This window comes from Mycobacterium sp. BMJ-28 (genome assembly GCF_054404835.1).
Genome location: NZ_CM136783.1, coordinates 3,735,000 through 3,749,275, shown reverse-complemented (window position 1 = coordinate 3,749,275; position 14,276 = coordinate 3,735,000). Strand labels below are relative to the sequence as shown.

General features: G+C 68.9%; 10 protein-coding genes. 8 read left to right on the top strand and 2 right to left on the bottom strand.

Annotated features, from left to right (window positions below; all coding sequences use genetic code 11):
• Positions 1-22 precede the first annotated feature (22 nt).
• On the top strand, positions 23-1,408 hold the full coding sequence (locus ACXPWS_RS18505) for a hypothetical protein (RefSeq protein WP_458708057.1): 1,386 nt from the start codon (positions 23-25) through the stop codon (positions 1,406-1,408).
• On the opposite strand, the gene ACXPWS_RS18500 is transcribed toward ACXPWS_RS18505, so the two are convergent.
• Positions 1,395-2,276: an NmrA family NAD(P)-binding protein gene (locus ACXPWS_RS18500; protein WP_458708056.1), complete on the bottom strand. Its 882-nt coding sequence runs from the start codon at positions 2,274-2,276 to the stop codon at positions 1,395-1,397. The two genes, ACXPWS_RS18505 and ACXPWS_RS18500, sit on opposite strands and share 14 nt — an antisense overlap.
• An 8-nt stretch (positions 2,277-2,284) precedes the next feature.
• Entirely contained in the window at positions 2,285-3,469 is a 1,185-nt protein-coding gene (locus tag ACXPWS_RS18495) for a thiolase family protein (RefSeq protein ID WP_458708055.1), read from the bottom strand.
• A gap of 89 nt (positions 3,470-3,558) precedes the next feature.
• On the opposite strand from ACXPWS_RS18495, the gene ACXPWS_RS18490 reads away from it, so the two are divergent.
• From ACXPWS_RS18490 to ACXPWS_RS18460, 7 genes are read left to right on the top strand one after another with little or no spacing between them, the layout of a single operon-like run.
• Entirely contained in the window at positions 3,559-4,029 is a 471-nt protein-coding gene (locus tag ACXPWS_RS18490) for a winged helix-turn-helix transcriptional regulator (RefSeq protein WP_458708054.1), read from the top strand.
• Positions 4,030-4,070: 41 nt separating this feature from the next.
• A complete protein-coding gene (locus tag ACXPWS_RS18485) occupies positions 4,071-7,367 on the top strand; it encodes a transglutaminase family protein (RefSeq protein ID WP_458708053.1) in 3,297 nt (1,098 codons plus the stop codon).
• Entirely contained in the window at positions 7,367-10,021 is a 2,655-nt protein-coding gene (locus ACXPWS_RS18480) for a circularly permuted type 2 ATP-grasp protein (protein ID WP_458708052.1), read from the top strand. Before ACXPWS_RS18485 ends, ACXPWS_RS18480 begins: the two co-directional genes overlap by 1 nt.
• Before the next feature lie 22 nt (positions 10,022-10,043).
• Positions 10,044-10,910, top strand: coding sequence for a transglutaminase family protein (locus ACXPWS_RS18475; RefSeq protein ID WP_458708051.1), 867 nt, complete (start codon positions 10,044-10,046; stop codon positions 10,908-10,910).
• A 9-nt stretch (positions 10,911-10,919) separates the two neighbouring features.
• Positions 10,920-11,900, top strand: a complete 981-nt coding sequence (locus tag ACXPWS_RS18470) for a zinc-binding metallopeptidase family protein (RefSeq protein ID WP_458708050.1) — start codon at positions 10,920-10,922, stop codon at positions 11,898-11,900.
• 26 nt (positions 11,901-11,926) lie between these two features.
• The gene (locus ACXPWS_RS18465; protein WP_458708049.1) at positions 11,927-12,760 is read left to right on the top strand and encodes a DUF3097 domain-containing protein; all 834 of its coding nucleotides are present in this window, start codon (positions 11,927-11,929) and stop codon (positions 12,758-12,760) included.
• Positions 12,761-12,791: 31 nt separating this feature from the next.
• Positions 12,792-14,126 (top strand): replication-associated recombination protein A, encoded by a 1,335-nt coding sequence (locus tag ACXPWS_RS18460; protein ID WP_458708048.1) that lies wholly within the window; start codon positions 12,792-12,794, stop codon positions 14,124-14,126.
• The last annotated feature ends 150 nt before the right edge of the window (positions 14,127-14,276 follow it).

The window sequence follows — 14,276 nt, the reverse complement described above, 5'->3', positions numbered from 1 at the left end:
TCCCAGGGGGATCGTGGAGACCTTGACCGAGCGTGTCTTTGCTGAGCGCAAGAAGCTTTTCCGGCGGCGCGGTGCGGGCCCCGACAACACGGTGGCCTATATCGACCAGGCGTCCTATGTGGCGCTGCGCGCGCTGCGCCGGGGGCCGGTCATCCAGTTCACCTGGATCTACGAGCACGGTGTCGACCTGGACGGACTGCGCAGGCTCAGCCGCAATCTGGGCGACACGTTGGTGGGCCGCCGGCTGGAGCGTTCGCCGCTGCCGTTCGGCAGACACCGCTGGGTGGCCAGTCCCGGCCCGGGCGATGTCGAGCTGATGGCCGCCGAACTGCCGCGCGAAGCGGTCTGGGATTGGGTGTATGCCCGGGCGGAGGTGCCGGTGGACCCGGAGACCGGACCCGTGTGGCATCTGGCGGTGCAGCCGCTGACCGGTGGCGGCGACGCGGTGTCACTGGTGGTGTCGCACACGGTGTCCGACGCCGGCGGCATCATCGCGTCGCTGGCCGCCGCGGTGGAGGGCACCGCACAGAATCTGGCGTACCCGCCGCCGCATTCGCGCCCGTTGGCCCGCGCGGTGCGCCAAGATCTCGGCGTCGCCCTCAACACCGTGCTACAGGCGCCCTCGGCGGTACTCGGGGCGGCGCGCATCGCCCGCGAGCAGAAGGACGAGCTGGCCGATTCGGCGAAGGCCGCGCCGCCGGTACTGGCACACGCCGAGCAGCAGGCGACGGTGCCGACGCTGGCCGTGCGGGTGGATCTCGGCCAGTTCGATGCGGTGGCATCGAATCTCGGAGGTACCCGCAATGTGCTGTTCGCCGCGGTGGCAGCGCGGCTGGGTCAGGGCTTGGGCCGGGTCGACGGTTCGGGTCGGGCCATGTTGTCGTTCCCGGTCAGCGAGCGCACCGACGGCGACACCACCGGCAACGCGCTCAACACGATCACGGTGCTGGCCGACCCCGACGCGGTGCTCGCCGACCTCAGCGGGCTGCGCGGCGACCTGAAGCAGGCCCTGGTCACGATGGCCGAGACCAGGGATGCCACGTTGGCGCCGCTGCCGCTGACACCGTTCGTCCCGCGGTTCCTGGTGCGCCGGCTGGAGAAGATGGTGCTCAAGGTCGGACAGCCGATCGGCTGCTCGAACATCGGTGAGCTGCCGCAGGCCCTGAATCGTCCCGACGGTACCGATGCGGACCACTTCGACGCACGGATGGTCGAACCGGGTGTCACCGCAGGCGATTTCGCACGCCGGGGCGGGCATCTGTGGCTCTCGGCGGCGTTCGTGAACGGCAGAATGTCGCTCAGCATCGCCTCATGGGCCGTCGACGCCCCGAATTCCGCTGCGGCGCTGGCTGATGCGGTCAGCCAGGCGTTCGCGGATTTCGGGTTGTCGGCAACTATCGAGTACTGACGGCGACTTCGAACAACGACCGGTTCTCGTTGACGAAGTCGGCGACGGTGCGGAGGCGGTGTCCGGTGATCGTCTGCGCCGCATCGCTGACACCCGACAGGAGACCTTCCTGTTGATCGATCGCCACTGCCTCGAAATGCCTGAGTTTGGCGGTGTCGTCCGCGATCCCGAGCAGATCCAGGAACGTCGATGCGGTGACGTGTTCGAACTCGAGATCCCGCGAAAGCACGCGACCGACCTCCGCTGCCAACCCACCGTGGCTGTACTCGACAGGTCCGGTCAACGTATAGGTCCGACCAGCGTGCCGTTGTGGGTCGGCCAGGATCGTGGCGGCGGTCAACGCGATGTCACGTCCGGCGATCGGCGCGAATCGACTGTCGGCATCGAAGGGCATGACATAGCGATCGCGCCGAATCAACTCCGCGATATATGTCAGCCATTCCATGAAGAACGTCACCCGCAGGTTCGTCGTCGGGACTCCTGACCACTGGAAGACCTGCTCGGCAAGCCAGTGATTCTGCGTGGCCTTGCTTCGCGCCTGCGGTCGTGACTGGATCTGCGACATGTTGACGATCAGTTCCAGGCCTTGTTCCTTGGCGGCCTGGGCGAACATGACGGCAGCCTCGACAAGCCCTTCGCCCACCGGGAAATTGAAGTAGGCGCGCTGCACGCCGTCGAGCGCGGCGCGCACGTCGCGCAGGTTGAGCAAGTCTCCGAACACAACCTCGGCGCCCGCACCGCGCAGCCGGTCGGCGCGGAGATCGTCGGTGCGCACCAACGCTCTGACTTGTAGTCCGATGTCGAGTGCGTGTTGCACCATCGGGCGGCCGGTATCGCCGTTGGCGGTGGTGACCAAGATCTTGGTCATGAGCTGTCTCAGAGCCGTTCGATGATGGTGGCGTTGGCCATGCCGCCGCCCTCACACATCGTCTGCAACCCGTAGCGGCCGCCGCGCTGTTCGAGCGCGTTGACCAGCGTGGTCATGATCCGGGCGCCGCTGGCACCCAGCGGGTGGCCGATGGCGATGGCGCCGCCGTTGACGTTGACCTTCTCGAGATCGGCACCTGTATCTGCGGCCCAGCTCAGCACGACCGGCGCAAAGGCCTCGTTCACCTCGAACAGATCGATGTCCGAGAGCGTCAAACCCGCACGCGCCAGCACCTTTTCGGTGGCCGGGATGACGCCGGTCAGCATGTACAGCGGATCGGATCCGACCACGGTGGTGGTGTGGATCCGGGCCAGCGGCTTCAGACCCAGCCGGGCCGCGGTCGCACCGCTGGTGATCATCACCGCGGCGCTGCCGTCGGACAGCGGCGACGAGTTGCCCGGCGTGATCTCCCAGTTGATCTGGGGGAAGCGCGCCGCGTACGCCTCGTTGTAGAACGCGGGCCGCAGGCCGGACAGCGTCTGCACCGTGGTTCCGGGCCGGATGATCTCGTCGGTGCTCAGTCCCGCGATCGGGGCCAGTTCATTGTCGAACAGGCCGGCCTTGGTGGCGGCGGCCGCCTTCTCGTGGCTGCTTGCCGAGAACTCGTCGAGCTGGGTGCGGGAGAGGTTCCACTTGGCGGCGATCAGCTCTGCGCTGATCCCTTGTGGTACAAGACCTTCGGGATAGCGTGCGGCCATGTCGAGGCCGAACGGATCGCTGCCGGGCAATACCGACGTACCCATCGGCACCCGCGACATGGACTCCACGCCCGCGGCGATGACGATGTCGTACGCACCGGCCAGCACACCCTGGGCGGCGAAGCTGACGGCCTGCTGGCTGCTGCCGCACTGGCGGTCGACGGTGGTGCCGGGCACGGTCTCGGGGAAGCCGGCGCCCAACAGCGCGTTGCGGGCGATGTTGACGGCCTGGTCGCCGACCTGGGTGACGGCGCCGGCGATCACGTCATCGACCTGGGCCGGGTCCACGCCGGTGCGGGCGATCAGTTCCCGCAGGCTGTGCGCCAGCAGGTCGGCGGGCAGCACGCCGTGCAGTGCGCCATTGGCCTTGCCCTTGCCCACCGGGGTGCGTACCGCACCGACGATGACCGCATCGCGACCTGAGTATCCGGACATTGCGCTCTCCTCACCACTGAGTATTGCTATCTATACTTAGGTGTAACAGCTGAGTATATTCACATCAACCCAGAGGTAGAGTGATCTCTATGACAGTTCTGCAGGGTGTGCTCGCCGACCGCGACTCCTGGTCCGCGGTCGGCCACTGCCCGATCGAGACATCCATGGCGCTGATCGGCACCAAATCGGCGATGTTGATCATGCGGGAGGCGTTCTACGGGACCACTCGGTTCGACGATTTCGCCCGCCGGGTCGGGATCACCAAGGCGGCAGCCTCGACGCGGCTGTCCGAGCTCGTCGAAGCCGGCCTGCTGACCAAGCAGCCCTACCGGGAACCGGGACAGCGCAGCCGGGACGAGTACGTGCTGACCGAGGCGGGTACCGACCTGATGCCCGTGGTCTGGGCGATGTTCGAGTGGGGCCGCAAGCACGTCAAGGACAGCGGGTTGCGGCTGACACATCTGGGTTGCGGTGCCCCCGCCGGCGTCGAGATCCGCTGCGCCGAAGGCCACCGGGTGCCCGCGGGGGAACTGGGGATGCGGCGCACGCCTCGGCCCTAACCGCGCTGCGCCGACCCTTGCGGTGTGGTGGGATTCCGGTCATGGGAATCAAGGTGGCGCTGGAGCATCGCACCAGTTACACGTTCGACCGGCTCGTCGAGGTTTATCCGCACGTGGTGCGGCTGCGCCCGGCCCCGCACTCCCGTACCCCGATCGAGGCCTACTCGTTGCACGTCGAGCCGGCCGACCACTTCATCAACTGGCAGCAGGACGCATTCGGCAACTTCATGGCCCGGCTGGTGTTCCCCGAACGGGCCAGCAGCCTGACCATCACCGTCGGCCTGATCGCCGATCTGAAGGTCATCAACCCGTTCGACTTCTTCATCGAGGAGTCTGCCGAGACCGTCCCGTTCGGCTACCCGCCGGCCCTGGCCGAGGACCTCAAGCCCTATCTGCGTCCCGTCGGTGAGTCGGGGGAGCTGACCGCGGCGTGGGTGAAGAACTTCTCGGTGCGGCCCGGCACCCGCACCATCGATTTCCTGGTCGCACTCAACCGCGCGGTCAACGCCGATGTCGGCTACAGCGTCCGGATGGAACCGGGCGTGCAAGCCCCTGATTTCACCCTGCGCACCGGGATCGGGTCCTGCCGCGACTCGGCATGGCTGTTGGTGTCGATCCTGCGGCAGCTGGGCTACGCCGCACGCTTCGTCTCCGGCTACCTGGTCCAGCTGACCTCCGATGTCCCGGCGCTGGACGGGCCATCCGGCCCGGTCGCCGATTTCACCGATCTGCATGCCTGGACCGAGGTCTACATTCCCGGCGCCGGCTGGATCGGGCTGGATCCCACCTCCGGGCTGTTCGCCGGCGAAGGGCACATCCCGCTGTCGGCCACCCCGCACCCGGAGTCGGCCGCGCCGATCACCGGCGCCACCGGACCGTGCGAGACCTCGCTGGAGTTCTCCAACGTCGTCACCCGGGTGCACGAGGACCCGCGCGTCACACTGCCCTACACACCGGCCGCCTGGGCGGCCATCGTCGGCCTCGGGGAGAAGGTGGACGCCCGGCTGTCGGCGGGCGACGTGCGGCTCACCGTGGGCGGCGAGCCGACCTTCGTCTCCATCGACAATCAGACCGATCCGGAATGGACCACCGACGCCGACGGGCCGCACAAACGCCAGCGGGCATCGGCACTGGCGGCCCGGTTGAAGAAGGTGTGGGCGCCGGACGGGCTGGTGCAGCGCAGTCAGGGCAAGTGGTATCCGGGTGAACCGCTGCCGCGCTGGCAGATCGGACTTTTCTGGCGCCCCGACGGCGAACCGGTGTGGAGTGACCCGACGCTGCTCGCCGACCCGTGGGCGCAGACCAAACCCGATCCCGCACCCGAGGGCGCCGACGCCGCGCTGCTCACAGCGATCGCCGACGGTTTGACGCTGCCCGCCACCCAGGTGCGTCCGGCCTACGAGGATGCGCTGAGCCGGCTGGCCGGTGCGGTCCGTAGGCCGGCCGGCGATCCGGTGCCCGCCGGCGACGATCTGGTGCCCGACGACGCGGCCGCACGCGCGGCGCTGATGGCGCGCCTCGACGAATCCGTCGTGCAGCCGAGTGCGCATGTGCTGCCACTGCACCGCCGCGAGGACGACACCGGTTGGGCCAGCGCGGACTGGACCCTGCGGCGGGGCCGTATCGTGCTGCTGGAAGGCGACTCACCGGCGGGCCTGCGGTTGCCGCTCGACGCGATCAGCTGGCGCGCGCCGCGCCGAACCTTCGAGACCGACCCGCTGACCCAGGGCGCCACCTTGCTACGGGGCCCGGCCCGGCAGGCCGAGGCGCCCGTCGAGCCGACCGAGGACGCGCCCATCACGGCGCTGGTGGCCGAGATCCGGGACGGCTTCCTCTACGTCTTCCTGCCACCGACGGATGCCCTGGACGATTTCCTCGATCTGGTATCCCGTGTCGAGGCGGCCGCGGCGTCCATCGGCACTCCGGTGGTGATCGAAGGCTACGGACCGCCGGCCGACGCCCGGCTGACGTCCACGACGGTGACACCGGACCCCGGTGTCATCGAGGTGAACGTCGCGCCGACCGACAGTTTCGCCGCCCAGCTGACGCAGCTGGAGACGCTCTACGAGGAGGCCAGGCAGGCGCGGCTGGCCACGGAGTCCTTCGAGGTGGACGGCACCCATGGCGGTACCGGCGGCGGCAACCACATCACCCTCGGCGGGGTCACCCCGGCCGACTCGCCGCTGCTGCGCAGGCCCGATCTGCTGGTGTCGCTGCTGACCTACTGGCAGCGCCACCCCGCACTGTCCTATCTTTTCGCCGGCCGTTTCATCGGCACCACCTCGCAGGCCCCCCGCGCGGACGAAGGACGCTCAGAAGCGCTGTACGAGTTGGAGATCGCGTTCGCCGAGATCGCGCGGCTGGCCCAACAAGGGGCCTCCAAACCCTGGGTCACCGACCGCGCGCTGCGGCACCTGCTCACCGATATCACCGGCAACACCCACCGGGCCGAATTCTGCATCGACAAGCTCTACAGCCCGGACAGCCCGCGCGGTCGGCTGGGCCTGCTGGAGCTGCGCGGCTTCGAGATGCCGCCGCATTACCAGATGGCGATGGTGCAGTCGCTGCTGGTGCGCGCGCTGATCGCGTGGTTCTGGGATGAGCCGTTACGCGCCCCGCTGATCCGCCATCGCGAAAACCTGCATGGCCGATACCTGTTGCCGCACTTCCTGATTCAGGACATCGCCGATGTCGCCGCGGATCTGCGGGCGCACGGGGTGGACTTCGACACCAGCTGGCTCGACCCGTTCACCGAATTCCGCTTCCCGCGCATCGGCACCGCGGTGTTCGATGGCGTGGAGATCGAGCTGCGCGGCGCCATCGAACCGTGGAACGTGCTGGGGGAGGAGTCCACCGCGGGCGGCACGGCCCGCTACGTCGACTCGTCGGTGGAACGCGTGCAGGTGCGCCTGATCGGGGCCGATCGGCACCGCTACATCGTCACCGCCAACGACCAGCCGATCCCGCTGCTGGCCACCGACAAGGCCGACGTCCAGGTCGGCGGTGTGCGGTTCCGGGCCTGGCAACCTCCCAGCGCCCTGCACCCGACCATCACCGTCGACGTCCCGCTGCGCTTCGAGCTGATCGACACCCTGGCGGGAGCATCGCGGGGCGGCTGCACCTACCACGTCGCACACCCGGGTGGCCGGGCCTACGACACGCCGCCGGTGAACGCCGTCGAGGCCGAATCGCGCCGCGGACGCCGATTCGAAGTGGCCGGTTTCACACCGGGGCGGGTTGACCTGTCCGATCTGCGGGAGAAGCAGGCGCGCCAGTCCACCGATATGGGTGCGCCGGGGATCTTGGATTTGCGCCGGGTGCGTACCGTTCTGCGGTAATGGTCCTTCGCGCGAACGGCTCACCGGAGCCGAATATCGGTGTGGCCGGCACCACCTCGGGTTCGACCGACGATGTGCTGGAGGGGTATCGCGCTGCCCGCGCACAGCAGGCCCTCTTCGACGTCCGGAACATGGCAGGCAGCGGATACGACGAGTTCGTCGACCCGGCCGGCGGCGTCCGGCCGACGTGGCGGGAACTCGCCGAATGCGTCGCCGACCGCGGCCGCGGCGGACTGGACCAACTGCGCGCGACCGTGCGCGGGTTGGTCGACGACGACGGCATCACCTATGTGCATGTCGATCCCTCCTCACCGGTGAGCAACGGTGTCGCGGTGCCCTGGCACCTGGACGCGCTGCCGCTGCTGGTGTCGGCGGCCGACTGGGACGTCCTGGAGCGGGGGCTGGTGCAGCGGTCCCGGCTGCTGGATGCCGTGCTGACCGATCTGTACGGCGAACGCCGGTCCATCACCAGCGGGGTGCTGCCGGCGCAGCTGGTCTTCGCCCATCCCGGCTATGTCCGCGCCGCCCACGGCATCGAGGTGCCCGGCAGGCATCAGCTCTTCCTGCACGGCTGCGACATCAGCCGGGCGGCCGACGGCGACTTCCGAGTGAACGCCGACTGGACCCAGGCCCCGTCGGGTGCCGGCTACGCGATGGCCGGCCGGCGCGTCATCGCGCACTCCATTCCCGACCTGTATGAGCGGATCGGGCCGCGCCCGGCCTCGCCGTGGGCACAGGCGTTGCGGCTGGCGTTGATCGACGTCGCGCCCGAGACCGCGGAGGAGCCCGTGGTGGTGGTGCTCAGCCCCGGCGCGCACTCCGAGACCGCCTTCGACCAGGCGTACCTGGCCACCGTGCTGGGCTTCCCGCTGGTCGAGAGCGCCGATCTGGTGGTGCGCGACGGCAAGCTGTGGATGCGCTCGCTGGGCACCCTCAAACGGGTCGACGTGGTGCTGCGCCGCGTCGACGCCGAGTATGTCGACCCACTCGATCTGCGCGCCGATTCCCGGCTCGGTGTGGTCGGGCTGGTCGAGGTGCTGCGCCGCGGGGCGGTGACGGTGGTCAACACCCTCGGTAGCGGCATCATGGAAAGCCCTGCGCTGCTTCGCTTTCTGCCCGAACTGGCCGAACTGCTGGTCGGCGAGACCCCCGAGCTGCACAGCGGCGGGGTGTACTGGGCCGGGTATACCAACGAGCTGTCGCACATCCGGGCCAACCTGGCCACCCTGCTGATCAAGCCGGTGGACGGCGGGCGCACCATCGTCGGCCCGACCCTGCCGCCGGCCCGGCGCGAGGAACTCGGCGACCGGATCGCCGCGACGCCCTGGCGCTGGGTGGCTCAGGAACTGCCGGAGTTCTCCTCGGCGCCCACCGATTACTACAAGGGTGGACTGTCCGCGGCCAGCGTTGGTATGCGGCTGTTCACCGTCGCCCAGCGCGGCGGTTACGCGCCCATGGTCGGTGGCCTGGGATTCCTTCCGGCCCAAGGCAGCTCGGCGTACACACTGAACACCGTCGCCGCCAAGGACATCTGGGTGCGCACCCCGGACCGGGTCAAGGCCGTACCGGCGCCGTCGGTGGAACTACCGGTCATGACGCCGAGCCCGACCCGCGCGGTCACCTCACCCCGCGTGCTGTCGGATCTGTTCTGGCTGGGCCGCTACGCCGAACGCGCCGAACACATGGCCCGGCTGCTGACGGTGACCCGCGAGCGGTATCACGAATACCGTTACCGCCAGGACATGGACGGCAGCCAGTGCGTGCCGGTGCTGCTTTCGGCGATCGGCTCGATCACCGGAACCGACGCCGGCGCCGGCAGCGACGACCACGAGATGATCGCCATCGCGCCGAGCACGCTGTGGGCCGTCACCGCCGACCGGCGCCGCCCGGGATCGCTGGCGCAGGCCGTCGAGCGGCTGGGCCTGGCGGCCCGCGGTGTGCGCGACCAGATGTCCAACGACACCTGGATGGTGCTGGCGGCAGTGGAGCGTGCCGTCGGGCACCGCGCCGCCACCCCGCCGGAGTCGCAGACCGAGGGCGACGCCTATCTGGCCGCCGCGCACAGCCAGACACTGGCCGGCATGCTGGCGCTGTCCGGGATGTCCGCCGAATCGATGGTGCAGGACGTCGGCTGGACGGTGATGGACATCGGTAAGCGGATCGAGCGCGGCCTCGGGCTGACCGCCCTACTGCGGGCCACCCTCATCGAGGTGCGTAGTCCAGACGCGGAGCAGACCGTCACCGAATCGACCCTGGTGGCCTGCGAATCGTCGGTCATCTACCGGCGCCGCATGCTGGGCAAGGTCAGCGTGGCCGCGCTGGCCGATCTGGTGCTGTTCGACGGGGAGAATCCGCGTTCGCTGGCGTATCAGTTCGAACGGCTGCGCGCGGGCCTGAAGCGGTTGCCGTCGGCCTCGGGCTCATCGCGGCCCGAACGGCTGGTCGACGAGACCGCCGCCCGGTTGCGCCGCATCGACCCGCTGGACCTGGAGCTGATTGCGGCCGACGGCACCCGCGCCGAACTGGCCGAACTGCTCGACGGGATGCACGCGAGCCTGCGTGACCTGTCCGGTCTGATCACCGCGTCGCACCTGTCCCTGCCCGGTGGCATGCAACCGTTGTGGGGGCCCGACGAAAGGCGCGAACTCCCGTGAGCGAAGCCTGCGAGGTGGCCGCGTGAGTACCAGGGGCTACGAGATCACCCACCGGACGACCTACCGGTACTCCGATGTGGTCACCAGCTCCTACGGCCGGGGGTTCCTGCACCCGCGCACGTCGTCGCGGCAGCGCTGCCTGGCCCATGAACTCCTGGTGGACCCCGAGCCCGCGGACAGTTCCACCAGCGCCGACGGCTACGGCAACATCAGCTCCTATTTCCACGTCACCGAGCGCCATCAGAGGCTGACGGTGACCAGCCGTTCGGTCGTCGAGGTCGATGCCCCGCTGCCGGGTCACTACGACAGCGCCGGACTGCGCACGCCGTGGGAGGACACGCGACCCACCGGACTGGCCGGCGAATTCAGCCTCGACCTGGTGCCTCCGGAGATCACCGATGCGGTGATCGATTATGCGGCACCCACTTTCACGCCCGGTCGGCCGCTTATCGAGGTTGTCCGCGAGCTCGGCTCGCGGATATTCACCGACTTCACCTATCGCTCCGGCTCCACCACGGTGTCGACAGGTGTGGCCGAGGTGCTCGCCGCCCGTGAGGGCGTCTGCCAGGATTTCGCCCGGCTGGCCATCGCCTGCCTGCGCGCGAACGGTTTGGCGGCCAGCTACGTGTCGGGTTACCTGGCCACCGACCCGCCGCCGGGCAAGGAACGCATGGTCGGCGTCGACGCCACCCACGCCTGGGCGTCGGTGTGGACGCCGGGGGACCACTGGTTGGCCTTCGACCCCACCAACGACCAGCTGATCGACGAGCGGTACGTGGTGGTCGGCTACGGCCGTGATTACGCGGACGTGCCCCCGTTGCGCGGCATCATCTACACCGACTCGAAGAGTAGCGTGATAGACGTCGCGGTCGACGTCGCGCCCTACTGAGGAGTCTTGATGCGCGATTTCACCTGCCCCAATTGCGGGCAGCGGCTGGCGTTCGAGAATTCGCGGTGTTTGTCCTGCGGGGCGGCCCTTGGCTTTTCGCTGGAGAATATGGCGTTGCTGGTGATCACCGCCGGTGACAAGAGCGGGCACGCCGGTGCTGTCGATAACACCGAATACCAGCTGTGCGCCAATCTTCATCTGGCCGAATGCAATTGGCTGGTGCGCACCGCAGATCAGCGACAGCGGTGCGTATCGTGCGCACTGACCCGCATCCGGCCCCGTGATGATGACGCAAAGGCGATGGCGGCGTTCGCGATTGCCGAGAAGGCTAAACGCCGGCTCGTCGCCGAGCTGTACGCACTGCACCTGCCGATCGTCGGGCGCGACCAGGACGGCCGATACGGGCTGGCCTTCGACCTGCTGTCCAGCCGGCTGCACTCGGTGCACACCGGGCACGTCGACGGAGTCATCACCCTGGATCTGGCCGAGGGGGACGACGTGCACCGCGAACGGCTTCGGGTCGCGATGTCCGAGCCGTACCGCACCCTGCTCGGACATTTCCGGCACGAGATCGGCCATTACTACCACTACCGGCTGGTCGGCCCGTCTCCGGAGTATCGGGCGCGGTTCGAGTCGGTATTCTGCGCTCCCGACGCGGGCCACCGCGGCGCCGTGGATCCGGTCGAGGATTGGGCCGCGACCTTCGCCCACTACCTGCACATCCGCGACACCATGGACACCTCGGCGGCCTTCGGGTTCGCCCCGGCCGGGGCGACATTGGACCGTAAAGCGCTCGGTCCCAGCGGATTCGACACCATCATCGAGATGTGGCTGCCATTGGCGTGGGCGCTGAACATGGAGAACCGGTCGATGGGCAAGCAAGACCTGTACCCGTTCGTGCTGCCGCCCGCGGTGTTGGAGAAGCTGCGCTTCATCCACACCGTCGTCGACGAGGTGGCCAACACGCCGGACCGGCTGGCCGGGGTCTGAGGCCGCCGAGCTTCTAGGATCGACCGGTGACTGATCGCTACGGTTCCGACATCCTGGCCCGAAACCCGCACACCCCCAAGCGGGTTCGTTCGGTCGAGCATCCCGCGGACAAGGGCCTGGTGGTCGAGGAGCCGACCAGCGGATTCGTCGGTGCGGTGGTGCGGACCGGGAACGGCCGGGTGGAGCTGGAAGACCGAAACGGCCGGATCCGGTCCTTCCCGCTCGGGCCGGGCTTTCTGGTCGAGGGCAAACCCGTCATCCTCACGGTGCCGAAGGTGGTCAAGGCTGCCGCGCGCACCGCGTCGGGCTCGGTGGCGGTGGCCGGCGCGAAAGCCAAAGTGGCGCTGGCCAGCCGGATCTACGTCGAGGGCCGCCACGATGCCGAACTGGTCGAGCAGGTCTGGGGCGCGGATCTGCGTATCGAGGGCGTGGTGGTCGAATACCTGGGCGGTGTGGACGATCTGACCGGCATCGTGGCGGAGTTCCGGCCCGGCCCCGGTCGCAAGCTGGGCATGCTGGTCGACCACCTGGTGGCCGGCTCCAAAGAATCCAAGATCGCCGAGGCGGTGCGGCGCGGACCGGGCGGACAGCACACCCTGGTCGTCGGGCATCCGTTCATCGACATCTGGCAGGCGGTCAAGCCCGAACGACTCGGGATGAAGCAGTGGCCGGTGATCCCGCGCGGGACGGACTGGAAACACGGTATCTGCGAGGCACTGGGCTGGCCGCACGCCGGCCAGGCCGACATCGCCGGGGCGTGGCAGCGCATCCGTGGCCGGGTGCGGGACTGGAACGACCTGGAACCGGCCTTGATCGGCCGGGTGGAGGAACTGATCGACTTCGTCACCGACCCCGCCTGACCCTGTCACCGCTGCGTGGTAAGCAGAGTGGATGTCTGACAGCCTGTTCGACGTGCCCGGCGGGGAGCAGTCGTCCGCCGCCCGCATCGACCCGCCGTCGGCTTCCAGCCCGCTCGCGGTCCGAATGCGGCCGGCCACCCTCGACGATGTCGTCGGCCAGCGGCACCTGCTCAAACCCGGCTCACCGCTGCGCCGCCTGGTGGAGGGCTCGGGGGCGGCCTCGGTCATCCTGTACGGGCCGCCGGGCACCGGGAAGACCACGCTGGCCTCGCTGATCTCCGGGGCCACCGGCCGGCGCTTCGAGGCGCTCTCGGCGCTGTCGGCCGGGGTGAAAGAGGTTCGCGCCGTCATCGAGAAAGCCCGGCACGGAGCCATTCGGGGCGAGCAGACCGTGCTGTTCATCGATGAGGTGCACCGGTTCTCCAAGACCCAGCAGGACGCGTTGTTGGCCGCCGTCGAGAACCGGGTGGTGCTGCTGGTCGCGGCCACCACCGAGAACCCGTCGTTCTCCGTGGTGGCGCCGCTGCTGAGCCGGTCGCTGATCCTGCAGCTGCAACCCCTGGGCGCCGACGACATCCGCACCGTGATCCGCCGTGCCGTGACCGACCCGCGGGGGCTCGGCGACACGGTCGGGATCGACGACGACGCCGTGGAACTGTTGGTCAAGCTGTCCGCGGGCGACGCGCGCCGGGCGTTGACGGCGCTGGAGGTCGCCGCCGAGATCGGCGAACGGATCACCGTCGAGGTGGTGGAGCAGTCGCTGGACCAGGCGGCCGTGCGCTACGACCGCGACGGCGACCAGCACTACGACGTGGTCAGCGCGTTCATCAAGTCGGTGCGCGGCTCCGATGTGGATGCCGCGCTGCACTACCTGGCCCGGATGCTGACGGCGGGAGAGGATCCGCGCTTCATCGCCCGCCGGTTGATGATCCTGGCCAGCGAGGACATCGGGATGGCCGATCCGACCGCGTTGCCGACGGCCGTGGCCGCCGCGCAGACGGTGGCGCTGATCGGGTTGCCGGAGGCGCAGCTGACGCTGGCGCACGCCACCGTGCACCTGGCCACCGCGCCGAAATCGAACGCGGTCACCACCGCGCTGGGGCAGGCGATGGCCGATATCCGGGCAGGCAAGGCGGGCCTGGTGCCTGCGCATCTGCGCGACGGGCACTACTCCGGCGCCGCCAAACTGGGTAACGCGATCGGTTACAAGTACGCCCACGATGCCCCGGGAGGCGTTGCGGCCCAACAGTATCCACCGGACGAGTTGGTGGGCACCGACTACTACCGGCCCACCACGCACGGGGCCGAACGGGAGATCACCACGCGACTGGACAAGCTGCGGGCCATCGTCCGGCGCAAGAGGTGAGCCGGGGCGCCGACGACCCCGGCCGAGGAGGGGGTGCCTCGGCCGGGGGCATCGAGCCCGGGGGGCCATCTCGGCGATACCCGTGGCCGACCTCTAATAAACGTAAGCGTCAATTCTGGGCGCCGTAGGCTGGTCGGGATGAAATCCGAA